The 26,327-nt window shown below is 48.2% G+C and carries 16 protein-coding genes; 15 read left to right on the plus strand and 1 reads right to left on the minus strand.

The features are described from left to right. Positions 1 to 92: 92 nt before the first annotated feature. The gene (locus tag K7I13_RS06940; RefSeq protein ID WP_255948991.1) at positions 93 to 12,530 is read right to left on the minus strand and encodes an Ig-like domain-containing protein; all 12,438 of its coding nucleotides are present in this window, start codon (positions 12,528 to 12,530) and stop codon (positions 93 to 95) included. Positions 12,531 to 12,929: 399 nt separating this feature from the next. On the opposite strand from K7I13_RS06940, the gene K7I13_RS06945 reads away from it, so the two are divergent. The 15 genes from K7I13_RS06945 (at position 12,930) to K7I13_RS07015 (ending at position 26,327) form a co-directional block, all read left to right on the plus strand. Then, positions 12,930 to 13,379 (plus strand): Hsp20/alpha crystallin family protein, encoded by a 450-nt coding sequence (locus tag K7I13_RS06945; protein ID WP_255948993.1) that lies wholly within the window; start codon positions 12,930 to 12,932, stop codon positions 13,377 to 13,379. 420 nt (positions 13,380 to 13,799) lie between these two features. After that, complete coding sequence (locus K7I13_RS06950) at positions 13,800 to 15,179, plus strand: MFS transporter (protein WP_255948995.1); 1,380 nt, start codon at positions 13,800 to 13,802, stop codon at positions 15,177 to 15,179. 169 nt (positions 15,180 to 15,348) lie between these two features. Then, positions 15,349 to 17,895, plus strand: coding sequence for a LuxR C-terminal-related transcriptional regulator (locus K7I13_RS06955; protein ID WP_255948997.1), 2,547 nt, complete (start codon positions 15,349 to 15,351; stop codon positions 17,893 to 17,895). A gap of 23 nt (positions 17,896 to 17,918) precedes the next feature. Further along, entirely contained in the window at positions 17,919 to 18,983 is a 1,065-nt protein-coding gene (locus K7I13_RS06960; RefSeq protein WP_255948999.1) for a tetratricopeptide repeat protein, read from the plus strand. Between the two features lie 154 nt (positions 18,984 to 19,137). Further along, on the plus strand, positions 19,138 to 20,022 hold the full coding sequence (locus K7I13_RS06965) for a protein-ADP-ribose hydrolase (RefSeq protein ID WP_255949000.1): 885 nt from the start codon (positions 19,138 to 19,140) through the stop codon (positions 20,020 to 20,022). A 103-nt stretch (positions 20,023 to 20,125) separates the two neighbouring features. Then, entirely contained in the window at positions 20,126 to 20,530 is a 405-nt protein-coding gene (locus K7I13_RS06970) for a pyridoxamine 5'-phosphate oxidase family protein (RefSeq protein ID WP_255949001.1), read from the plus strand. 36 nt (positions 20,531 to 20,566) lie between these two features. Further along, a complete protein-coding gene (locus tag K7I13_RS06975; RefSeq protein WP_255949002.1) occupies positions 20,567 to 21,460 on the plus strand; it encodes an SIR2 family NAD-dependent protein deacylase in 894 nt (297 codons plus the stop codon). A 126-nt stretch (positions 21,461 to 21,586) separates the two neighbouring features. After that, the gene (locus tag K7I13_RS06980) at positions 21,587 to 22,267 is read left to right on the plus strand and encodes an MBL fold metallo-hydrolase (protein ID WP_255949003.1); all 681 of its coding nucleotides are present in this window, start codon (positions 21,587 to 21,589) and stop codon (positions 22,265 to 22,267) included. Next, on the plus strand, positions 22,216 to 22,389 hold the full coding sequence (locus tag K7I13_RS06985; RefSeq protein WP_255949004.1) for a hypothetical protein: 174 nt from the start codon (positions 22,216 to 22,218) through the stop codon (positions 22,387 to 22,389). The genes K7I13_RS06980 and K7I13_RS06985 overlap by 52 nt, the downstream gene beginning before the upstream one ends. Positions 22,390 to 22,559: 170 nt before the next feature. After that, the gene (locus K7I13_RS06990) at positions 22,560 to 22,982 is read left to right on the plus strand and encodes an Rrf2 family transcriptional regulator (protein ID WP_255949005.1); all 423 of its coding nucleotides are present in this window, start codon (positions 22,560 to 22,562) and stop codon (positions 22,980 to 22,982) included. A gap of 214 nt (positions 22,983 to 23,196) precedes the next feature. Beyond that, positions 23,197 to 23,778: a TetR/AcrR family transcriptional regulator gene (locus tag K7I13_RS06995; RefSeq protein WP_255949006.1), complete on the plus strand. Its 582-nt coding sequence runs from the start codon at positions 23,197 to 23,199 to the stop codon at positions 23,776 to 23,778. Positions 23,779 to 23,874: 96 nt separating this feature from the next. Beyond that, a complete protein-coding gene (locus K7I13_RS07000; RefSeq protein WP_255949016.1) occupies positions 23,875 to 24,234 on the plus strand; it encodes an FMN-binding protein in 360 nt (119 codons plus the stop codon). 110 nt (positions 24,235 to 24,344) lie between these two features. Continuing rightward, positions 24,345 to 24,833 carry a flavodoxin family protein gene (locus K7I13_RS07005; RefSeq protein WP_255949017.1) on the plus strand — a complete coding sequence of 163 codons (489 nt, stop codon included), beginning with the start codon at positions 24,345 to 24,347 and terminating at the stop codon, positions 24,831 to 24,833. A 243-nt stretch (positions 24,834 to 25,076) separates the two neighbouring features. Beyond that, positions 25,077 to 26,081, plus strand: a complete 1,005-nt coding sequence (locus K7I13_RS07010) for a permease (RefSeq protein ID WP_255949018.1) — start codon at positions 25,077 to 25,079, stop codon at positions 26,079 to 26,081. 12 nt (positions 26,082 to 26,093) lie between these two features. Continuing rightward, positions 26,094 to 26,327 (plus strand): thioredoxin family protein, encoded by a 234-nt coding sequence (locus K7I13_RS07015; RefSeq protein WP_255949019.1) that lies wholly within the window; start codon positions 26,094 to 26,096, stop codon positions 26,325 to 26,327.

Raw genomic sequence — 26,327 nt, forward strand, 5'->3', positions numbered from 1 at the left:
AAGAAGTATACCCCATTTATCAATTATACAAAATTTAAAAAAGTTCATCTACCCCGGCTGACGGCAGCCGGAGAAAACCGGCCCCTGACAGACTACTCTTTTATGTAATAGGCTATCCGGTAGAAGTCATCAGAAGCATATCCTATGGCGGCAGACCAGAATTGGGTATATCCGCCGTTGTCCGTGTAATTTTCAATGCTGGTACGGGCGTTTATAACTTCATATCCGACAGGGACGCTCATTGTTTCCCAGCCGCCAGGATTGTTCGGGCTTTTCTGGGCGGCGGCATCATAGCCGGGATTATAGAAGGCCATTTTGAGTCCGTCAAAAGAATTTACCATCGAGGAATCCAGATATGAAATATGAGGATTATTATTGCTGTCCAGGGAAAGGTCCGCCCAGACTCCCACCGAGCCGATACTGTCGACACTGACGCTGGTATCAAAAGTATAATCCGTTACGCCGTCGGAGGGATTATTTGTCGAACGCATATAAATCAGATCGCCCGAGCTGTTCCGGTAAAAGGCGAGATGGACATAGCCTTCGGAATCTACGCGCATAGTCATATACTTGCCCGCGTAACGCCGGTTCGGATCACCGGTACCCATAACGGTCTGGACCTTCCAGTCAGGCGCGGAAGGATTAACAGCTTTCGCGTGAGCAAGCCTGACAGTCTGGTTGGTAACATCGTAGTACGCGATTACCGGGTACCCTGTCACCGGGTGAACATCAACCGCGCTGAATTCGCCGGCCGCTGCAACACGCGGGACAGCGGCGCTGCCATCCTCATTCACAATTCTGTCGAGAGCGGACACCCTCACAAGCACAGTTTCATTCTGTACCAGCGGGTCCCCTACCGCTACAATATATTCTATTATACCGGTTACCGTTGATGTTATATCTGCCGTTGCCCCGTTTCTCCTGATAAGATCATCACCAGCGCCTATAAAATCCCCTACAGATTTTCGTACAGCTTCGACAGACCGATTAGTTCCTGTATGGGTGTATATCTGGGTGGACTCTGTAGTATCGTCTGCGTCATCACCGCCGTCTATATTTATCCATGACATATCATAAGGGATTGGATCGCCGGATGTATTGTGCCAGTATTTCAGAGACTTGGTATCGGTATCATAGTAGGTAATATGCATATCATCGCCCCTGGTTACAATGCGCTGGTTGGTAAACTGCCAGAGCATTGCGTCATGATACAGGAGCTCCACATGATGTACAAAACCCTGTGCACTTGCGCTGTTCAGTATTGTTCTATTGGGGGTGTTTTGGTCCCAGGCAAATACTCCGCCGGCTCCTGTCCTGGACCAGGTGCCGCCACCATGGAGATTCGCGTTCCAGACAACCGCGGGACGTGTACTGAAATGTATATCGGTATGTTCCGAGGGATCATATCCGGTAAAAATGGCGCCCGGCGTATTATTGTTTGAGCCGGAGGCCGTTATTCTGGCAGTATTGGAATTCGCGTTATTGTTTTTACCAAAATATACATTGGCCGAGGCATAATTGCTCCAGGAGGCGTACAGTTCTCCTGTTTCAGGATCAATAGTCATCGCGGGGTACATCGGAGAATTGCTGTTGGCGAAGTATCCCCTGTTTGCTGCTGTATCGGTACCGGTATTCTTGTTGTCCGACTGCCATATATGCACGTACCTGTCATCGGTCCAGAGGTCCGATCCGTCAAGGGACGCGGCAGCCGTTGCCTCGATATTCCAGGCTTTAGTATTGTCGTTTTTATTGTTGACTGCTTCGGTCCCGTTTACGGTTAGCACAACTTCTCCGCTCTTTGCGTCAGCGGGGATGGTGACATAGAAATGGCCCACCGCGGGCGTCTGGGGAGGATTCTGCGCCAGAGGAATATTAGTTCCGCCGAAACTGACCGACGTGCTGCCGGTTTCATATACATTGAAGCCTTGTACTCCTACGGTGATCATATCAAGATCATCCTGGGTCGAGGCTGTCCCGCTCCGGAAGAACAGATAGCGGCCCTGTTTTGACCGGGGAGTATCGCTGAATATTTCCATATTCCGTTCCATCGCGGTTATATAGGGGACAACATCATAGCGGAGAGAAACCGGATCGGCTGTTTTTGATTCAATGTTTCCGGCGTTGAAAACCACAGTCTTATCAAGACCGGCTGTTCCCGGAATAGTACTGCTGTCCCAGGTCCAGATATAGGTTATATGGTGGCCAGTTTCATCAATGGTCTGAGTATCAATCGCAAAGGTAGTATGGGAACTGACCAGGCGGCCTCCCTGGAGGGACGCTACCTGCACGGTCCCGAAACCGGGAGCCGTTATCGAAATATCCCCGATAACGGTTTCCTCAGCAATGGAACCCTTCAGTAAAATTGAGCCTGATACCTTGGGATCATCATCATTTCCGTATGCCGCTTTCAGTGAATTCCACGCGCCTGTTTCATTTTCAGCCGCAAGCTCGATGTGTCCGAGGGCACTTCCTCCGGTGCCGACCGGAATGCTGTTCGCGACCGTATGCGGCAGAGGAGTAATAACCGGTTTGTTTGCACCAGTGCTTTCATATACATTTATTCTCACATAATGCGATGCGGGAATACCGTCATTGTCCTTTGCCACAATTTCCAGGGTATGCAAGCCGGCAGGCAATGCTATGTCTATAGTCTCCGCCACGCTGACCTGGCTTGAACCGTTCGCGTCGATAGTTTCTATGAGCGTATTTCCGGTAAGCTCGTATATCTCTATGGAAGCAATACCCTGATTGTTTCCGGTCTTATCGCTTGCATCTACGCCCAGGAAAAGTTTTCCATTTTTAACGACCACAGGCTTGTTCGCGGTCCAGCGGTCGACAGAGGTTGACGGATTATAATAGTCAAAAACTTCGGTGATTCCGTCCGCGGTATTCACAACAGTACCGTCCATATTGTAATCCGAACCGGTATATATGCGTTCAAGCTTCGGCCCGAAGTTGGAAATAAATCCCCGCCTTGCCTTGTGAATACTGTTTCCGGCGAGATCATATATGACATAGTGGATATCAACTTCACCGTCAGGCAGATTGCTGCTGTCAAAGAAAAGCCGCCAGCGTTCGGCGCCGGATACGGCCCCCATGTATTCATAATACCCGTCGCCGTCAAGATCAGTTCCGGTCGTGAGGGAGCTCATTTCATGCGGAGTATTAATACTGATTACATAATCATCGAGCGCCGCCGAGTGCTGTATCAGAGGCAGGTTTTGTGTCTGCACGGTCCATGCCCCGTTGCTGAATATGTCAATTTCAGTGGCGGCCTCGGCAGAAGATGAAACCGGCTGACTGCCATATGAACGGATATTGCGGAGCTCTCCGTCCTTTACAAAATACACTTCGACACGGTCAACGCCGGATACCGCGCCGGTATCGCTGTAATCGCCTTCGATAAAGGAAACGTCCTGCGATGCGTTGAGGAGAATCTGTCCGTTATAGATATTCAGTCCGTCAGGCGCGCCTACCCTTGTAGACCAGGAACCGTCAGGCGGCTGATTGTCTATACGGTATTCAATGTTTTTCTGGTTCACATAGTTTGTGCTGTCCTTTACATACAGAGTCACATACAGAATGCCTGAAGCGTTCGGGAAAATCGTATTTGTGTTTACGGTCAGATCAAGATCGTAATCATCATTTAAATCCTTTGTCAGGGTTCCCGTCCAGCCTGCTCCGCTGTTTGTTCCTGCCGCCAGATTCGTATATCCCTGATTGTTCACGTTTATGCGAATGATGGATGAAGTGGAGCCCAGGTCAAGGCTTGTATTGTCCCTGAATGAGGCGGTAAGGTTAAAGACTCCATTCTGGTAAGACTGATCGCCCGGAGATATATCCTCAATACGCGGGAAGGTTTCGTCAAGGGTTACCTGTATCTGGAGATAATCGCCTTCGAGGCCGTTTATGTCACGGCTGCGGACGCGCATATTTATTGTTCCGGTACCTCCGGTGTTGTCCTTATACAGTTCGCCGAGTGTGTTCATTTCAAGGGCCCAGACATTATTGTTTACCGGGAAAACATACCAGGCCGATTCATCTTCCCACAGATCATCGTCCGCATAGCCGCTGTTATTGGTCCCGCGGTTTCCGACGCGGACAGTCTGCCCGCTTGCCATGGCAAATTCCGTACCTGAACCCGTAACGCCGTTTTTGTTGAGGTCCCTGGTTTTATCAAACAGGCCGTCACCGTCAAAGTCAAGCTGGATTTCCACCCACATGACCGGCCCGTCATCGTCGGTTGCCGATCCGAACATGTTTATCAGCCCGCCGAGGGTTTCTCCGTCTTTGGGCTGGGTTACGGAAATGGTCGGTTTGTCAGCGTCGGTATTGATGGTCAGATACAGATAATCTTCTCCGCCCATCTGATAGGTGGTCTGGTTGCCCGCCTTGTCGATCGTATAAAGTTTAAGATATACCTTCCAGAGTTTTCCTTCCGCGTCAAGCTGCTCGGCGGAAGCGGAATTGGTATAACTTGCCGAATTGAATTCAAACTGCCAGTTGGTCGCGCTGGACCCTCCGGCGCGCATTATCTGTGAAACGGTCTGTTTTGTAACCGGGTCAAGCAGCGCAAGATAGGTCTCGTCTATGCCGTTAAGGTCGTCGGATATTCCTGTTATCCTGATGAGTCCGTTTACTATCGCGGGAGGAGTCGGATAAGTGAGAGTCAGACCGGGAGCTGTTATGTCAACCGTAATCGGTCTGGTAAGCGTGCCCTGTTTTCCCGAGCGGTCCGTTGCGATCACATTGATAAAGAGAGTCCCGTCTTTTGAATCATTTGTTATGGAAGAAGCCGCCTCAAAGGCTCCCGTAGCGGAATTATAGACAGCCGTTATATTGGCGCCGTGCAGATTGCTTTCCGTATTGGAATGCGTGAGGCTGATAGTTACCGGAGATGTTCCAAAACCGCCGTCATCGGTTACCGTTCCGCTTATGGACAGGGTCCCGGTTTTTGTGACCAGACCGATAACCGGGGTGTTCAGCGTGATAACCGGATTCTGGTAATCCACAAGGAAATAAACAGGATCGGTTGTTACGGAAGCGCCGTTCCTGTCAGTTACCTGAATGACAAGGTAATGGACACCGCTTGAAAGAGACCCGCTGGACCAGGTATACGTCCAGGAAGCGTCCTTGCCTGAACTGTTATCGGCCTGCACCGGCGTAGTTCCGCCGTCAAGGTAAATCTTTACGGCCGAATCCTTGATAAATCCGTCGTCATCGCTGAGGGTTCCGCTTATGCGCAGCAGTGAACTGAGCGAATTCAGGTGGGCATCCGCCGCGGACGGAGCATCAGTAAAGCTCGTTGTAAGCTGCGGAATATCGGCGGACTGATCAACAGTGACTGTTTTTGTCTCGGTTTTTGTATTGCCCGCCTTATCGGTCGCCCGGATGGAAAGAGTATATGTACCGTCAGCAATGGAGTTTCCGCTGAAATCTTTTGTTGTATCCCATACATATGTCCAGATATAGGTTCCGGTCACTGTCTTCCATACGCCATCGCCCATGCTGATCTCAATGGGATTTGTGTCACGCAAATTCAGTTCGGTCACGGTACCGCTTACCCGCACAACACCGTTAAGCAGGTCTGTATCAAGGAATGATCCGCTCGGATTGTCCCTGAATTCTTCGTCAAAGGCAGCAATGGGTTCGGTATTATCCAGAGTGGTACTGAGCTGCCTCGATACAACATAGTTATTCACATCGGCGGCAAAGACCTGTATTGTCTTCAGCCCGTCAGTTCCCAGGTCGGGAATTTCACATTCCCATTCAATGTCCATAGAACCGTTCCACGTCGTACTGTTTGTGGTTACGGCATTATAGGTTTGTCCGTTGACCTGAACATAGACATACTGGATATTCGCGAGAGAACTGGTAACACGTCCGGTAAGGGTAAGTTCCTTGTCCTGTCTGTATTCGGAAAGAGGCATCTCATTAACGGTAAGGTTCGGGGCCGTCGTACTGACAGTAAATGAAACCTCCGCAGTATAATCACCCCAGAGTCCGTTTTCATCCTGGGCGCGGGCCTTAACGTAATAAGTTCCGTCATCAAGAGTGAGCGTATAATTCCAGGTCGCATTTTTTCCGGAACCGTTTATTGTAGCCGGGTTCACGGTTACCGGATTCGAAAGAGAAGATCCCCGGTATACTATTTCAATAGCGGCAGCCAGAATTGCATTGTTTAGATCCTTCAGGAGATTATCGTCATCGGTAGCGGTCCCTGAAATCTGCACGGTGGACCCGTATGCAGTATCAGAAACCGGACTGATTATATTTACTACCGGTTTATCATCATCCTGGTTTACGGTTATTTCCCATGGAGTACTCTGGGATGAACTGACATTTCCCGCGGTATCAAAGGCCTGGGCTTTACAGTACAGAATGCCGCCGTTCGGAAGAATGGCGTCATTTACGGGGAAATAATCTGTCGAGTCAATTTCATATATGTATGAACCCTGTAAAAGCTGTGTATTAATCCAGCTTCCATAGGTACTGTCGTCCGTCGAGAAAGCGATCTGGACATTGTCTATGCCTGTGTCGTCATAGGCTATCAGTTTTACCGTGAAGGTTCCATTCGGACTTACACCGATAAAGACAGGGTCAAGTGTGATGTTATTTTCAACTGTCGGTTTTACCGTATCAATTTTCACCGCGGCGGTCTTTGTCGCGGTGCGGCCTACGCTGTCCGCCGCCGATACCGTGAGCACAACAGTACCTGAAGCACCATTGTCCGGCACAGTATATGAAGCCTTATAGGTTCCGCCGGTTTCGGTCACGGCAAGGACGGTTCCGTCTATATCAACCGTGTGGGTTATAGCCGTCGCATCGGTGGTTGTCCAGCTGAACTCTATGGTGTCGCCGCCCTTGAAGGCAGACTTGGAAGGACTTACGGAAACAGGGCCTATTACAGGGGACGTAATATCATATACAAACGTCTGGACATCTGTTGCTGCAATGACCGCGGCAAGCCCGTTCTTTTTGGACGCGTCATCCGTTACGGACAGATACATGGAATAGATACCTTCTCCGTTTCCGCTCTGCGCCAGATAAGAACTGAGATCATAGGCAAAGGCGTATACCTGACCCGCCGCAACTTCCCTTCCGAGACTGAGAGACGTATAGGAAGCGTCGCTCTGCTTCTTTATATAGAGAACCGCGCCGGCCGCGGTTATGCCGTCGTCATCACTGACGGTTCCCCGGATTTTCATGTCCGCCGAAATCTGCTCGCCCGCACCCGGACTTGTTATGGCGGCTGTCGGCTTATCGGAATCCTGATCGATATGAAGGTCCATTGATCTGACCGTCTCGTTTCCGGCGCGATCGCGGGCAATAACCCAGAGAATCCAGTTTCCGTCACTTATGCTTCTGGTATCAATACCGGCCTGCCAGGGAGCGGACGCAAGGGCGGCTCCATAATAGGATGCGGGGTTATCAGAATAGGAGGGAGTTATGCCGTCATTGCGGAGGAAATATTTTACACCGTCAAGACCGCCCGAGTCCGAAACGTTCAGTGAAAGCGTTACCTTTCCGTTCACGGTATTTTGCGTTCCGTCGGTAATCATTGGCGATACCGAGATAATTTCCAGAGAGGGCGCGGTTTTGTCATACACAACTGTATTGGAAATTGTCGAAGTACGGTTTGCTATATCAGTGACAGTAAGAGTAAACAGATAGGTCCCATCCGCAGGACTGACAGAACCGGTCGTCCAGTCAGCCTCCCGGTCATTATTACCGTAAACCGAAGATATCTGAAGTCCGCTTATCGCGGGACTCGCGGCGAGGCTGAGTTCTTTAAGTTTATGACTGTCCTGCGCCTTTCCGTTCAGGACAAAACCAGCAGCGCTGTTTTTATATACGGTCCCTGTCCAGTCGCCGCTGCCGTCATGCAGGAAGGTGCTGTACGGGAGATCCGTATCCACATTAAGAGTAAATAATTCGGAAGCGCTGACATTGCCTATGGCGTCTGTCGCCCGTATATACAGGGTCTGGCCCATTCCCTCGGTAAAGGAAACATTCCCTTCCCAAGTAGCGGCGTTCAGTGTGCTGAAAGAAACCCAGTCACTGTTATCGAAACTGTATTCAACTTTTGCCGGACTTCCGGTACCTGAACCACCGTTATCGCTCCAGGTGCCCTTTACCAGATAGGGCGCCTCCGTTATAAGCTGGGAGGCTGCAACGAGATTCTGTACAATAAATGTCGGCGCACTGCTGTCAAAGAGTACGGAGAACTGAAGGGTTGTTTCCTTGTTATACGCGTCGGTCGCGCGGACACGGATTGTTTTCTGTCCGTCATTGGCGCCATTTGCGGCGACAGGTACAGTGTGGGTCCAGTTAACCGTTTCGCCGTTCGGGTTCGGCGGCGTAAAGGAAATGGCCGTCCAGGTGGAACCGGCGTCATAACTTATTTCAAGCTTTGTAATGCCATTGCCGTCCTGCGCGGTCCCGCTTATTCCGAAGTCGGCCCGCCTGATTGAATTATTCAGGGTATCAATGGAATCAATAGTTAATGACGGCGGATTCAGGTCCAGACCAAAGCTGATGGCGTCGGTTTCCCTGACATTGCCCGCCTTGTCTTCCACCTTGAATTTTATTGCCTGCCCGGCGCCCTCGGTAAGTCCGGTAACTTCCTGGGACCAGGTTACCCCCTGCATATTGGCAATGCCGGTCCAGGAACCGCCGTTAAGACTATACTGCATGCTTCCATCGGCAAGTCCGCTTGTAGCGTCGGTAACCGATCCGCGGATTACAAAATTTGCGGTTTCTATCGAGTCATTATTGCTGAGGTTTGCTACCGTAATTTCCGGCGGCGTTTTATCATATATTATAGTACCGGACAGGGACGCTGTTCTCGCGGCCATATCAGTAGCAATGGCGGTAAAAACATAGGTCCCGTCAGACGGAATTATGGCATCTGTTGCCCAGTCTATTATGGTTGTACCTGTCGGGGTCTGAGTCAGGTTGATGCCGACAATGGCCGGGTTTACGCTCAGCTCTACCCTGTCGATATTGAGACTGTCCTGTCCCTGTCCGCTCAGGATAAATCCTGACGTGTTCTTTTTATATACGTTTCCCGACCAGTCGGAGCTTCCGTCGTGCAAAAGCGTGACGGAGGGAACCGCGGTGTCCACATTAAGGGTAAAGACTTCCGCCGCGCTGACATTTCCGGCAGCGTCAGCCGCGCGGACAGCGAAGGTCTGGCGCAGACCTTCGCTGAAGGTAATCGTGTCCTGCCAGGTACTTGCGGTCAGGGCAGCAAAGGAAGTCCAGCTGCCGCTGCCGATACGGTATTCAACTGTCGCCGGACTTCCGGTTCCCGAACCGCCGTTATCGCTCCAGGTTCCCTTAACCAGAAAGGAAGCTGATGTAATAAGCTGCCCGTCCACCAGATTCTGTACAATAAAGGTGGGGGCGCTGCTGTCAAACAATACGGAAAGGGAAACAATTGTTTCCTTATCATAATTATCGGCGGCCCGCACCCGGACAGCCTTCTGTCCGTCGCCGGAACCATCAGAAGGAACAGGTACTGTTACATTCCAGCTGATTGTATCGCCTTCGGACGAGGGCGGCGTAAAAGATATAGTATTCCATGTTGTACCAGCGTCGTAACTTATGGAAAGGGTTTTAATGCCGCTGGTATCCCGGGCTGTGCCGCTTATGGAAAAATCGGCCTTTTTAATGGAATTATTCAGGGTATCATAATCCGTAACAGTCAAAACCGGCGCGTACAAGTCAAGACCAAAAGCGAATTCACTCGTTATGCTTACATTTCCGCCCTTATCGGTTGCCCTGAATTGTATTTTTTGTCCAGGGCCTTCGGTCAGGCCGGAAACTGTATGGCTCCAGCTTACACCCATGGTATCAACATCGGCCCAGGCCCCGCAGTTCAGCGAGTACTGGACACTGTGTTCGGAAGCGAGTCCGCTAGTATCGGAAGCCGTCCCCGTAATCCGGTAACTGGTCGAAGTAATGGCCATACCATCCGTAAGGTTTATTACTTCAATATCCGGCCCGTCAGTATCGAGAATGACCGTACGCTCGGCGGAGGTAATCTTTCCGGCCATATCCGTGACTATTATTTTATACGTGTATGTTCCGCTCGCAGTATCTGTTTCTTTATATGTAAATGTTTTGGACGCACTGTCAATATCAGTCAGGACTATGGCTCCGGAAGAAACAGCGGTCCCGTTTTTTTCTATGCTGACGGAAGCGATGCCGTAGGAATCCGAAACAGTTCCGGTCAGACTGAACAGCCGGTTAACCGTTAACGGCTGCTCGGCAATCGGGCTTTCCTCATCCGCCAGGGGATCAGGAGGGTCAGCATGAAGTATCAGTTTTGTGCCGGCGATTTGGGGCGATGACTTGTCAAGGCCGACAATGCAAAACTTCGCGGATGGCGTATAGGCGTATCCGCCTGATTCGTCGAGGGCGTCGTCAGCAAGGCCATACCAGATATGATACAGCTGTTCATCGGTCCCGATAGGAAGCCGGATGCTGAATTTTTTATAAAGCCCGCTTAATCCCGAACCCGCGGGAGCATTTTCCGAAGAGGTGAGTATTTCCACAGCTGTCCAGTCAGAATCGCCGGGAACTGTATCGGCAGACGCCGTATAGGCGACCCGGGCATAGGTAAGGTCTTCATCGGCCCACCCTTCAATACTTATAATACTTTCCTGGGCAAAGACTGTCACGGACGGTGTTACAGGAACCGCATTAACGGCGGCCCATGAAAGAACGGGACTCTGCAGGTCTGTTATAAAGGAACGGGTTATCTTTCCCGAAGAGAATTTACCATCGCTCAGCTGGAATGAAACATATTTTTTCTCTCCCGCCGCGGGAGCTGATATTGTTTTTTCCCAGGTAAAGGACAGCCGTCCATCGACAGTTTCAGGAGAAGCTGAATAACTGGTATCGTTGGCAAACAGGGTGCTGATAAGGTCGCCTGTTTCCGTTACTTCCTGAACGGTCAGGCTTAAATTCTGGTCATCGCGGCCCTTAATGATTACATTGAACTGATTGTTCTGCGGCCGTATTTTTACCGTTGCATTTTTATCCGTCAGGTTCTGGGGAATAACCGATTCGAGTATGGGAGCCCCGGCATTAATTGAAAACCTCCAGACGGCATTTGAAGCCTGGAGTCCCGCTGTATCGAGGGCGTCTATTTCGAGTTCATAATTTCCGGAATCAGCGGCGACTTCATAATTGATAAGAATGGTCCCGCTTAATTCCTGGATCGGCGAATTTGCGTTCTGGGGCCCCGGAAGCGTATCCCACAGCCCCGGGCTTGCTCCTTCGCCGGTAAGCCGGATCCGGACAGAATAGGGCTGACCCGATGACCCCACACTGATCGGGGTTGCGTCAGGTCCGGGTGTTATTTTTATGGGCAGAATGGACTGGGAGGCAATAACATTAACGGTATAATCATCATGCCCCGGAGTAAGGCCCGCGATATCGATAACGGGTGATTTATCATAGGGACTTACCGAGAAATTTCCGTACTCGGCGCTGTCAAACGATTCACTGACTGTCGAGGGAATACGCGTATTTATAAAATCAGCTTTGGCGACTTCGGAGGGAATACAATCAGGATCATTGTGCCAGTTGCACAATTCTTCAAGGTTGGGATTCAGGCTCGTATTATACAGAAGGCTGTTAATATCCGATGACAGGAATATATATTCATTCGCATTGCCGTTCCCCTGGCCGGTTTTATCAGCCGGGTCCATATATATTCTGGCATGGTCATAGGCGGTAATGGTATAGGACAGTGTCCGGATTTTTTCGTCCTCTGTCAGCGGATTTGAGGACATTCCTGCTATAAGCAGCTGGAAAACCTCATCCCGGATAGTATAATTTATGACGCTTCCGGGGTTTGACTGGGAATCGCTTCCGAGAAACGTTCCCGTCGCGGGATCATAAAAGCTGAATTCAATACGTTCACATATTTTTCCGCCGTATCCCGCGTCCCAGAGGTCGCCCTTAAAGGTTATGGCTGTTCCAAAACGGGAGCCGGTCACACTGGTTGTCCCGGTTGTGGACGGCTGCGCGATTTTCAGTATAGGAGGCGTATTATCTATAAAATAGGAAATTTTTGCGGTAGTTTTCCGTTCCGCCGTATCTATAGCGGTAACAGTAACAAGATATGATCCGTCAGCTATGGGCGCGGTAAAACCGCCCGTTATTTCATTATATACTCTCTCATTCGGGATAGTGACCCGCCAGGATCCGCTGGTCCTGTCCGCGGTAGTATTCCATGAATCAATAAGAGCGCTGGTCTTGGCCTCGGTGCCCTCATACAGATTGACCTTAATACTGTCTACCCTGGTTTCATCCGACGCGTTTCCGGCAATTACAAAGGTACCCCGTATTACGGCGGATGAGGGAGGATAATCAACGGACAGTGTCGGCGGCTTGGTGTCAACGGAATCGCCGAGACCTATTTCACAGGTACTGAGAACAATTATCAGCAATGGTATGCTGAGACAAAAGGAAAGAATTCTGCTTTTTTTGTATACTTTCCGTTCTTTTGACATATTCGCCCCCGCGAAACAGCCGGTCTAAAGATATTTCAATATATTTACTGTATTTTCAAATAGGAATATGCAACCCTTGGGTTCTGCTATCATTCTGGAGTTCAAGAGGGACCTATCCCAATATACAAATAGTGATAGTACAATAATACTGATGAAAAAGCAAAAAGGCACCATTTTACAAAGTAAAATATATGCCCTACATTATCGGCAGGCTATAGCGGAAACTTGAGCTGAATCCATCCGGGAAAGGAAAGAAGCTTCGGCGCAAAAGTATCAATTTATGATGTATTTTACCCATTCGGGTGATGGACCGCAAAACCGGAGGAATTAATTTAAAAATAAATCCTGCCGGAGAAGAAGTTCCGGCGGAACAAAAAATAAACAATATGGAGGTATTGTATGAAATCAGTAGCGGTTTACAAGCCAAAATCTATTGACAAAGCGATTGATGATTTTGACAGTTTAGTCGGGGCCTTTTTCGATGACCCTTCTCTGGCGGATTATATGCGGCACGGATCGCTTCCGGCGGTGGACATAACGGAAACAGAAAACAGCTATATCCTTGAAGCGGAACTGACCGGTTATGATGAAAAAAATGTAGAGGTTTTTGTGGATGGAAACACCCTGGGCATTTCATCAACAAAAGAAGAAACAGATGAAAAGAAGGAAAAAAAATATATCCGCAGGGAACGGACAAGCGAATCATTCAACCGGTTTTTCACATTACCCGAAAACGCGGACCCTGATTCTGTTTCCGCAAATTTTAAAAACGGACTTCTGACTATTGAAATAAAGAAAAAGCATGCAAGTAAAAAACGAATGGTTGAAATTAAAAAAAACAATAATTAGGTAAAACCCAAGTTCATCATGTAAAAAAAACAAAGTCTGATATGCGGTAAAGGCGCACGCCCCATATTAGACTTTCGTTTTATCCGGCCGGATACCGGTTCGCACCTTCCGGATATGGTCAATTATTTTTTACACAATACTATGTGTAAAAAAATGGAATCTTACACATAGTATTGTGTAAAGTTTTATCCCCACTATAAAATCTGTTTTTACCGCGTTTTGCAGCGCCATACACGGCGCCGCAGGGTTTTTGCGGCTGTTTCCTGATCAGGCAGAAAAATCGTGGAAATATCCTTCTATATTTATGATTATCCGGCCGGGAGTATTGCTTTTTTCCCCATTTTTACCCGTTCGGGTGGTTTAATCCCGTAATAACCCTCCTATAATGTCAATAAATACCTGGTTCAGGAGGAATATGTTATGCCCGAGGCGTTACATATTGGTTGGAAGAACCGTTTGGCTTATTCTTCCATTAACTTCGGCTTCAGCCTCTTGGCCATGACTGTCAGCACGCTCATGATGTACTACTATACTGATGTCCTGGTGTTACCGGTAATGGCGGTGAGCGGAATTCTGTTTGCGGTACGTCTGTTTGACGGTCTTGTTGACCCTTTTCTGGGCCACTACATGGACAGACGTTCCACTAAATTCGGCAAGTACCGCGGCTATATCCTCTACTGGGCAATCCCCATGTGCATTACCTTTGTGCTGATGTTTGCGGCTGTCCCTCTCACAGGGACAGTGCGGATAATATGGTGTCTGCTGATTTATCTGGCGTTCACACTGTCGTTCAGTTTTGTTGAAATAGCAAGTCTGCCCATGCTGGCGTCCTTCGGGAATCATGGAAGCCGGACTGCCTGCAATACATGGAAAGTATTCGGATGTATTATTGCAACCCTGATTGCGGTTTTTTTCTCGCTGAAACTGGTCCGGGTTCTGGGACAGGGGTCTGAACTGCGGGGATATTTCCGGATGGCCCTGCTATTCGCTCTTACCGTACTCCTGGCGGTAATAATCGGGGGTTTCAGCCTCAGAGAGGGAAAATACGCCGCGCCTGACGCAGGTGATCAGGACCGGGATTTTTCCGGCCTCAAAGCTATTCTTACAGCCCTGAAGGAAAAAAGAATTGTATTCCTGCTCTGTATGCACCTTTGCATGGACGCGGCCTCGGCGTTTAAGATGCAGGCTGGAATTTATTACCTGAAATATACCATAGAGCGGCAGGATATGATCCCCTTGTTCCTGGTAAGTCCTATTTTGGCCTCGCTTTTGATGCAGCCGGCGGTTTTTTATCTCGCAAAACGCTTCCGGCTCTGTACCCTGCTGTTTTTTGGCAATGCCGTGTCCGCCCTGGCAATGCTGCTTATCGGCCTGTCCGGCAGTTCTGCGGCGCTCCTTATAGGGGCTAACTGTCTTTTCGGAATGGCCAGCGCTTTTCCGGCGAACCTGGTTTTTTCCCGTATGGCGGAGCTTTCCGACCGGCTCGCGGTAAAACACGGAAAACCCTTCGGCGGCGTAGTCAACTCTTTTCTTGGCCTGGCGTCCCGGCTCGGGAGTTCTTTCGCGAGCGGCCTGTTTGCTTTTATTCTTTTTATTACGGGTTATGTACCAAACGCGGTCCAGACAGGCAGGACCCTTACGGGCATATCGATTGGCTTTGTCATACTGCCTGTCATAGTCCTGATACTGGGAGGTCTTTTCGCCATGCTGTCCTTTGATCCTTTTGACCGGAAAGCCATCCGGGCATCCATCAGGCTTTTCCCTGGCAAGGCAGGCGCAGAGGCGGAGCCTTATCCGTAAAATGAAACCATCAGGCATACACCCGGCAGCGGCCCTGCCCTCGCGGACATGGAATAACCTCCGAAACAGGTCACAGATAAAAATCTTTTCGGATATTGGCCGGAAACAAAAAAATAAATTGCGGCAGGCGGAAGAACGTGCTAGACTGTTCCCAAAAGGGGTAATCGCTATGCCGGGCCAAAGCAATCTGCCTTTGCACCAGGGAATGCTTCGCCGTCCGAGGCTTCAGGCTCTGATAGAAAAGGGCCTGGAGTATCCGTTTCTCGTGCTGCTGGCCGGACCCGGATTCGGCAAAACCCAGGCTATGGCTGATTATCTGAGTCAATCCGATGCCAGGAGCCTCTGGGTCCGCATGGGCAGTCTGGACAACCCTTACCCCAATTTCCGGGAGCATTTCTGTCATAGTCTGGAACGGGAGTTCCCCAGGCTTTCGAAAAACCTGGCGACCCTTGAATTTCCGGAAACTCCGGTCAAATTTATCCCCTTTATGCACGCCCTCATAAAGGAACTTGAAAGAGGAAAACAGGTTATATGGGTATTCGATGATTTCGGTGAAATCACTGATGAAAGCACCCGGAATTTCTTCAGAATGCTGGCAAAACTGGATAAGGAAAACTTCAGACTGGTTCTGCTGTCAAATGCAACCTCCGGCACAGAAGCCCTTTTCAATAAAACCGATCGGCGCTTTCTTATATCAGGGGATGATCTGAGGTTTACCGATGAGGAAATTTCCGGTCTGTACGGCATGTATGGCATGTCGCTGGAACCGGAAGAAGTGAGCCGTGTCCGGGACTATACTGAAGGCTGGCCCCTCGCCTTGCACCTCATGGCCTTGCAGCATAACAGAATACCTGAACTGATGGTAGGCCCCGGAGGGATCGCCGAGAACGGAATTTTCCATCTGTTCGACGAACAATTTTTTTCCGGATATCCGGCGGAACAGCAAAAGCTCCTTGCGGGCCTTTCCCTGTTCCATTATTTTACCAAAGAGCTTGTTTTTACCCTGCATGGAAAAGATCCGGCAGACCTGGACGTATTTAACAATCATGTGTTTATTAAAAATGAACCCGGAACGGACCGCTTTTTCTTCCACCATTTGTACCGTCTTTTTCTGCAGGAAAAAAAACGCCTTCTGTCCGCGGAAGAAGAACTGGAGATATGGAGAAAAGCCGCAGAACAGTATAAAACAGCGGGCGATACCATAGAAGCTATTGTCTGTTACCGGAAATGCAAAGACCATATCAGTATGCTCGCAGTAATCTGCGACTCTCCCAAATTCCACTATGGCATCACAGTGGCAAACGCAGCATATTTTTTAGAGCACCTCGACCTGCTGACTCCTGAAGAAGCGGAAGAGTATCCGATGGCAGATTACCTGCGGGCCCTGGTCTATCTGAATACCATAGAGATAGAAAAATCCGAGGTGCTTCTGCTTGATCTGGAACAAAGGCTTCTTTCCGATGGCTCGGCGGCTGCCCTCAAACTTTTGGGAGATGTGTACGCGTCGCTGGGGGCGATACACATGATGAGGAACGAGGAAAATTTCGGCGACTATTATAAAAAGGCCGCTGTTTATCTCCGTGAAGACTCGAAATACAAAACCAAAAATACGCTGCTAACAGGGAACCACAACAGCTTTTCTCTGCCTGATAATCTGCCCGGGGCCAGGGAACGGATGGAAAAGGCCGTTCATTACGGGGTCTCATGGGCAAACCGGGCCCTGGCCGGAGGCATGAGCGGCCTGGACTATCTTTATTCCGCGGAGGGCGCTTATTTGGCCTATGAACTTGACCGTGCGGAACAGTATGCCTACCGGGGAATATATAAGGCTGAGGCAAATGCCCAGCACGATCTGGTATGCAATGGTTTCTGTATACTGGCCCGGACCGGTTTTATGCGGGGAAATCTTGAGGAAATGTCAAAACATATCCGGAGTGTGGCAGACTATGCCGAAAGATATGCGTTTACCGTACTCAGGGAAATCCGCGATACGGCCCTGGCCTGGTACTATATCAAACTGCGGGACTTCAGCAAAGTTCCCGGAACTATTCTGGCTATCAACGACTCGGAACAGTCGCTTCTCTCTTACGGCAGAGTGCAGCTTGTGTACGCCAATTACCTGATCAATACAGGGGAATATGCCAAGCTGGCAGGGCTGCTGGAATATCCGAAAGGGCTGTTTCTGACAAGAGGGATCTGGCCGGACAGGATATGCCTGTTTATCATGCTTGCCATCAGCCATTTTCATCTGGGAAATCCCGATTCCGCCATGGCGGCCCTGTGGACCGCGTATGATATGTCATATAACAACGGGCTTGTCACCCTGTTCATTGAGGGAGAGAAGCATATGGAAGCGCTCATTGACCTGGCCAGGCGGCAGCAGGAGCATGCCTTTGATCCTCAATGGCTGGATCTTATAGCCAGGCAGGCCGCAGGCTTTACCAGAAGGGCCGCTGCTGTCCGGAGTTCTTATAAGAAACAGGGAAATCCCAAAACCGTAAAGGAGAATCCCCTGACACTGAGGGAGGTAGAAATTCTCCAGGAACTCTCCCGGGGATTAACCCGGGAAGAAATAGCCATAAAACACAGGATTTCCATTAATACAATAAAATCATTTATCAAGACCATTTACAGTAAGTTAAACGCGGCAAACCGGGCCGAGGCGGTTTCTATCGCGATTCTGAATGGATATATTGAAGTTCCCGGGCCTGAATAGTACCGGACAGCGGAGTAATAGCAATGGATAAAAGTAAAGACCTGGAAGTTTTATATCATTATGCGGCGGAACGCCGGTTTAAGGCTTTCAATGAGCTATGGGCAAAAGCGGTATCCGGGGGCCCGGATAATGAGTTCCCGGACGCCTATTTAATGCGGGCGCAAATAAAACTCTTTGCGGCCGACGAAACATTCCTGGAAGATCTGGAAACTGCCGGCAGAATACACGCGAAATCCCGGTTTCCCTGTCTTAACAGTCAATGGCTGTCTGACAGCCCCAACCGGTTTATTGTTTTTAGCAAAAAACCGGATGCCTTACAGCGTTTTTTGCAGAGACTCCCGGAAGCCAAAGATAAGATGGAGCACTGGTTCGGTAAGCCGGGCGGAAATATGGTCCGCCAGATCCAGAGTGAAATTTTCTATTTCACCGGCCGCTTCACCGAGGCGATTAACCTGGCGGAGGAACAGCAAATCATGGACAGCGGAAACCACACGGATGAGATCCTGCTGCAATGCGTGCTGTTCCGCTGTCATTTAGCCACGGGAAACACGGAAAAAGCGGAACAGAACATGCTGAACATGATCCGGTTATCCGAAGCCTATCCCGAATGCCGGAAATCATACCAGTCCATCCGTACCTGGGCGAACCTGACTACAGGCTGGAGCGGGGACAGTCCTCGTTTTTGCAATGATTTTCAGGGAAAGACATACCCTGTTCTGGATGACCGCCAGGAAGCCATCCGGATGGGTTTTGATCAAATAACCGTCCTGGAGACGCCTTTTATAGAATATGCTGAACACAGCTATGATCAGCCCTATACCATGCGGCAGTATTATATGGATATTTTTCATGCCTTATACTGGTTTCAGACAAGCGATTTTCAGCAGACAGAATCCCATTTTCTTACAGTCTATAATATAGCTGCGGCCAGCGGATTAATTATGCCGCTCGCGGAAGTAGGCGGCCACATTATACCGCTTTTGCAGCATATCAGAGACACCAGTCAGGTCTGTTCACCTGAACTGATTGGCAGAATTTTATCCCTGGCTGAACAATATGAAGAAAACACCGAAGCTTACCGGGGCTGAAGATTGTACACCTGAACAGTAAGAGAATTGACTATATTCCGGAGCGTTTAAAATTTGCAGGCGGAAATTCTTGACAATGATTCATGGATACTGTATATTTTAGTTGTAATGTTTTGTGTTACAACTAAAATATACAGTATTTATGGAGCCGCTTATGAACTCAAAGGCAATGCCCTATGCAAGAGAAACACATTTATATGCTGTAAAAGAACGCCCGGCGCCCATACCGGTATCAGAAGAAAAATCTGTTTTCTCTCAAATCTTCAGGTATTTTACTGAAGACGCCCAATTATATGTTCCGGTTCCCGATAATTATGGGGATCAACGGCGGCTCCTCCGGGCTTTGCTGAATATCCGGGACCCCCGCCCGGTACCTGCTGAAATATTGGCGCTGCTTGACCGCTTTCTCTGGACGGAACGGCTTGAAGCGGGTATCGCGGAAACTGATAAAATCCCCGTAATCCGGGACAGTCCGGGAAGCGGACGAAAGTCCGCTGATACAATTGCCCTCTGGCAGGGAGACATTTGCAGACTGGATACCGACGCCATAGTCAACGCGGCCAATGGAAAACTTCTGGGCTGTTTCCAGCCCCTCCATTCTTGTATCGATAATGCCATCCATTCCGCAGCCGGACCACAGCTGAGAGCCGACTGCGACATAATCATGAAACTTCAGGACTGCGATGAACCTCCGGGCCAGGCAAAAATAACCCGGGCATATAACCTGCCCTCCCGTTTTGTGATACATACCGTTGGTCCCATAGTAAATACGGAACTTGAACAATTCCACAGGGTTTTACTTGCTTCCTGTTACCGCGCCTGCCTTGACCTGGCAGCTGACTCAGGACGAATAAAAACCATCGCTTTTTGCTGCATATCCACCGGGGTTTACGGTTTCCCCGCAAAAGAAGCAGTACCCATAGCCGTGGAAACCGTTTCCGCCTGGCTGGAACAGAATCCCTATACTTTTGAAAAGGTTATTTTCAATGTATTCACCAATTCAGATTATGATCTGTATAAAACGTATCTGAAAGCGTAATTTTTTTTATTTTTTCTGTTGTAACACTTGACATTACAACAAACGTGGTATAAATTATAGTTGTAATAAATAATATTACAACTAATCAATGAGGAGATTTCGTATGAATGAAGTAAAAGAGTTTCTTTCAAAGAACGATGTCCAGTTTTTCGCCACTGTTGGACTGGACGGAAAGCCCAAGGTCCGGCCTTTCCAGTTTATGCTGGAGGAGGATGGAAAGTATTATTTCTGCACATCCAACAAAAAACCGGTTTTCGAAGAAATCAAAAAACAGCCCTATGTTGAAGTCTGCTGTTCCAGTCCTGACTTTTCCTGGCTCCGTCTGAAAGGGAAGGTTGTTTTTTCCCGGGACATGGCACTTAAAGGAAAAATCCAGGACGCAAGTCCCCTGGTAAAATCCATCTATAAAACGCCGGATAATCCCGATTTTGAGATTTTCTATCTTGATGAGGCGGAAGCAACTATAGCGGACTTCAGCGGAAATCCTGCCAGGACATTCAGGCTGTGAGAAACGCGTAAAACATCAGAGTATCGGAGGAAGAAAATGAAAACGACCGGCAGCGTTATTTCAACACTGGAAACAGACGAGGTACAGGAAGCCATACAAACAGCTGACAGAATCATCATTGGCGCGGGGTCCGGACTCTCGGCGGCGGCAGGGCTGCTGTATATGGATTTTTCCACATTCAGGGCCTGGTTCCCGGGGTATCACGAAAAATACGGCATCCGGTATATCTACGAAGCGACGTTCTACCCTTTTTCCACTCCTGAAGAAAATTTTGCCTTTTGGGCCCGGCATATAAACAAGGTCCGTTTTGAGTTTCCGGCGGGAAAGCCTTATCTGGATTTGCTTAGCCTGATAAAGGAAAAAAACTACTTTGTCCTCACCACCAATGTGGACAGTCAGTTTTATAAAGCCGGATTTGACAAAGAGCGGATATGGACGCCCCAGGGGGATTACGCTTTCTTTCAATGCTCCAGACCCTGCAGTACTGAATTATATGGAAACGAACTTATGGTCAGGGAAATGCTGGCAAACATGGAAAAAGATTCATTTTCCATCCGTACGGAAGATGTTCCCCGCTGTCCGCACTGCGGCAGCCTTCTGGAACCGAATATCCGGAAGGGAGACAACTTTGTGGAAACTCCATGGATGGAAAAGCATACAGCCTTTCTTGATTTCATCAATGGAGCAAAACAGGATTCTCTGCTTCTCCTGGAACTGGGAGCGGGATTCAATACTCCCGGAATTATCCGGTATCCCTTTGAGCAGATCGCGGCCAAATGGAAAAATGCCCGGCTCATACGGATAAACCGGGACGATGCCGGATTGAGTATCCCTCAGGCAAGTGAACGCACAAAGATTATCAAGGATGATTTACTGCATCTCCTTGATACACTGGTCTGCGAAGAACCTTCAGTATATGGGAAAAGGTGATATTTTTTTAAGCCTTGATGTAATAATAATTATTACATCAAGGCGCAATAAAGCCGCCGTCGGCGGCAGCACAAATACATACATGATTTCCGGAGACCATCGGCCGGAAATCCCAAGGAGATTACGATGAAAATCAAAACTTTTCTGTTTCTTGGCGCAGTATACTGCGCGGTCCTTCTGGCTTCCTGCGCCGGCGCCGGAAAAAATGGTGTCGCAGACAAAAACGTCAGTACCCGGCAAACCGGGAATGTAAAAGTCCACACCTATTCCGCCGGCGGAGCCAACGCGGTAGTGGTGGAAAACACCAAACTCGTTATTTTCGATAGTTTCGGCGGATCTGATGCCAACACCGGCTTTAAGGCTTTTGTGACTTCCCTGAACAAACCCATTGACCGGGTTTTCATAAGCCACAGTGATGACCACCACTGGTTAGGAATTGACGAGCTGTTTCCCAATACCGATCTTTACAGTGTGGACGCGGCGGCAATCAAACAGAATCCCCAGGGCGCGGCGCTCCCTGTAATCGGTCTGGCTGACGGTAACCTTACCGTGGATGGCGTAACATACGAGTTTGTCACTTACCGGGACCTGGGTTCCTGGGTTATCAAACTTCCCGCCCAGAAAATCGCCATGGTTCACCACCTGGGGTATGCGGAATTCCATGTTCCCCTGCCCCCTCTGGATACCCGCCTGGACATTCTGAAAGGCCTTGAAAAAGAAGGCTATACCTGGTTTATCGGGGGCATGGCACACCCATGGCAGCCGGGAAATTCATTTCCCAGGTCGAAGAATATAATAACTTCGTAAAGAATGCCGTGGCGGCCTATAAAACTCCCGCGGAAGCCAAGGCAGCCATTACAGCCCAATATCCTGACTGGGGCGGAGACTATCTTCTGGATATCTTCCTCCCCCTGTTTTACGGAAATTGAAGCGCCGCAGATTTCATACCCCGGTTTTCGGAATGTTTCCGGAAACCGGTATATTTTAGCAACAGCAAGCGGCCTCGCAGAAAAGATTTTTCCAAAGGCCGCTTTTTAATTTTCCTGGCGTCTTACACTCAACCATAAATAGTGGTATAATTTCTTTAAAGGAAATTATTATGCAGATAGGGACAAAATTTTCCATAGCCATTCACATTCTTCTCAGCGCCGAGGTCTTCAAAGAAACCCACAAAGTAACCAGTGATTTTATCGCTTCCAGCGCCAATACAAATCCGGTTATTATACGGAATATCATGGGGATGCTTAAAGAAGCAGGTATCATTGAAGTAGCAGCGGGGACCGGAGGCATTACCCTGACCCGGAAACCAAAAGATATATCACTTAAGGACATTTATCTTGCCATTGATCCGGTTAAGGATGGCCGGTTATTCAAAATTCATCAGAATACAGAACCAAACTGTCCTGTCGGCGGCAACATCGAGCGTATCCTTAACCCCTATTTTTTCAAAGCCCAGAATGCCATGGAAAACGAACTGGGCAAATACAATCTGAAAAACCTTCTGGATGATCTGAAACAATAGTATCGCTGATTACTTATTACCGGACGTACATTCCTTCGCATTTTTGTCCAGGGCTATTCGGGTATTTATCAATGAAAATACCATTCCGGGAGTCATTAAAAATTTCTCTTTCTTTTATCAATTTTTTTCTATTGCTATTGACATCATTGAAAATATTACGTTACTTACCTACCAGTAAGTAAATAACCGGCGGTATTATAAGGATGTGATAAACATGCCAACCGATACAAAAGAAAAAACTTTGAAGCTGTCTTTATCAATGATTCAGCGGCGAAGTTTTTCCTCTTTTAGTTATGATGATATTTCAAGGAAGCTTGGAGTAACCAAAGCGGCCATACATTACCATTTTGAGAGCAAAGCTGACCTGGGTATGGCTTTATGCGAGCGGATCAAAAAAGCAATGCAGGACCGGTATGAACAGAGCCTTAACGGGATACGTACACGGCGGGAACATCCGTGGAATTTTATTGAAAATATTATCAGCACAATAGGTCCGGGCGACAATTGTCCCATATCCAGTCTGCAGGCTGATTACGAAAATCTTCCGGCCCGTTTGCAGGAAAAAATAAGGGAACTCAGTGAGCTCCAGCTTGAATTGTTCCGTTCGCTGGTACGGGAATACGCACCCCGGCTCAGGAATGAGGACTTTGTTGTGACAGCTTTTCTGGGCATAAAAGGCGCATTGCTGTACCGCCGTATACTCGGCCAGAAGTTTTTTGTCACTTCGCTGCAATCCATCAGAAAACAGTTTGATTCCTCATTGAAAGAACAAACCGGAGCGGGAAAGCGGAAATAAGTTTAAAACGGGTTCCTGAATATTGAAATTGAATATCTATATTACGGAGGAAGCAGAAATGAAAACAAAAAAAACGGCGTGATTCTTGCATTCTTATTGATCATTAGCTTTGTATCCTGCGCCAGCAATAATGACGCGCAGCCGGCCAATGACGGACAGCAAGGTATTGAGTCCGTTGATTTTTCCCAAATACCGGACGGTAATTATACAGGGTCGGCAAAAAAATTTGTAGTACGGGCGACAGTGTCTGTGGATGTAAAGGACGGGGAAGTAACGGATATAGAAATACTTAAACACGTTAACGGAAAAGGAAAAAAAGCCGAGGCAATCACCGCAGATGTTATCAGGGAACAATCACTGGATGTTGACGTTATTTCTTCAGCAACACTGAGCAGCAGAACTATTCTGGAAGCAATTGAAAACGCGTTAACACAAGACACAAAAACTACTGAATAAATACCGGCGCGTAATTAATTATCCGCAAGCTGTGCAAGTTTCTGAAACTGCCTGAACGGAATTGTACCGGCGGAAAGCCGGGTAATATATTTATTTTGGAGGGACGTGCCATGAAAATGACTGCCGTATATTATTCAAAAACCGGCAACACAAAAAAAATGGCTGAGGAAATCGTATCAGGGATGCTGACTGCGGACGGGGCCGAAGCGAAAGCAATGGGCATAGACGATATAGATGAAAACTGGATTAAGGAAAGCAAATGCATAGTTGTGGGCTCTCCTATTTATATGGCTGATATAAGCAGTGAAATTAAGAACTGGCTTGAAAACGCCTTTATGAAATACGGACCGATGGGAAAGATCGGCGGAGCTTTCGCAACAGCGGACTATATACATGGCGGCGGGGAACTGGGGCTACGGACAATACTGGATCACATGATGGTATTCGGAATGCTTACCTATTCCGGCGGCGGAGTTCTCGGAAAGCCGGTTGTCCATTTGGGACCGGTTGGTTGGGCCAATCATCTGGAAGAAAACCTGGAAGCGTTCAGAATATACGGACAGCGTATGTCTAAAATGACAATAGAATTATTTAAATAAACTTCGTTAAAAGAAAAAGCGCGCCTCGCAGCGGGGATGCGCTTTTTTTGTTTTGGCCGGAATTTTTTTTGAATAAAAAATACTTAAGTCCTGCTATGAATTATACCAAAAATCCTTTTTTATCCCCTGATTATAAAGAACATTTCTTGTAAATATATCATTTAATACATAAATATATTGACAACTATCTATATACAAATTATATTCATCATATAGATATATATCTATATACAAGGAAAAACAATGATTGTATTTGAATGGATGAATTCCCAGCTGCTTAAGATGCAGTGGCTGGATGACCTCGTCCGCCTTTTGGTGGAGAATGTCTTTGGACTGAGCATAGAGAGCCAGTTAGGCGGGAGCATTCATTTTTTTATATATGATGTGATTAAGATATTCATCCTCCTGTCGGTACTGATATTCGGCATCTCCTATATCCAGAGTTTTTTTCCGCCCGAACGCACGAAAAAGCTCATGGGCCGGTTTAACGGAATTACCGCCAATATTATCGCCGCCCTGCTGGGAACTGTTACGCCGTTCTGTTCCTGTTCATCAATCCCGCTTTTTATCGGCTTTACCGGCGCGGGGCTTCCGATCGGAGTGACCTTCTCCTTTCTCATATCTTCTCCCCTAGTCGATATAGCGTCCATCATCCTTCTTGCCAGCATTTTTAACTGGAAGATTGCCATCGCGTATGTGGCTGTCGGCCTGATCCTTGCTGTCGCGGGGGGAACCATAATCAGCAGGCTTAAACTGGAAAAATATGTCGAGCCCTTTGTTTACGGCAATAAAATACATGATATACAGCAGGAAAAACTTTCAGTAAAAGAACGGCTTGAATTTGCGAAAGACCAGGTCCTGGACATCATCAAAAAAGTCTGGCTTTATATTCTCATCGGCGTAGGTATAGGCGCGGTTATACATAACTGGATTCCCGAGTCCGTAATAACCGCTGTTCTTGGGGATGATAAGTGGTATTCGGTCCCCCTGGCCAGTATTATCGGGATACCTATCTATGCCGATATTTTCGGGATCCTGCCTATCGCCGAGGCTCTGGTCGCCAAGGGAGCGGGATTGGGAACGGTACTGTCTTTTATGATGGGAGTTACGGCCCTTTCCCTCCCGTCAATTATTATGCTGAAAAAGGTGGTGAAGTCAAAACTGCTGTGGACATTTATCGGTATTGTAACTGCGGGAATTATTATTATCGGGTATTTGTTTAACGCCTTTGCCTATCTTTTATATTAAGGAGAAAGAGAAATGACTATAAAGATTTTAGGTTCCGGATGCAGAAACTGCGTGACACTGGAAGAAAATGCAAAGAAGGCTTTAAAGAATCTTGGACTGGAGGCTGATGTTGTTAAAGTAACCAGCTTTGAGGAAATGGCGGGATACGGAATCATGTCCACCCCCGGACTGGTGATAGACGAAAAGCTTGTCTCATCCGGCAAGGTGCTGAAACCTGCGGAAATTGAAAAGCTGCTTCAGCATTGA

The sequence above is a fragment of the Brucepastera parasyntrophica genome (assembly GCF_022376835.1).
GTDB lineage: Bacteria > Spirochaetota > Spirochaetia > Treponematales > Treponemataceae > Brucepastera > Brucepastera parasyntrophica.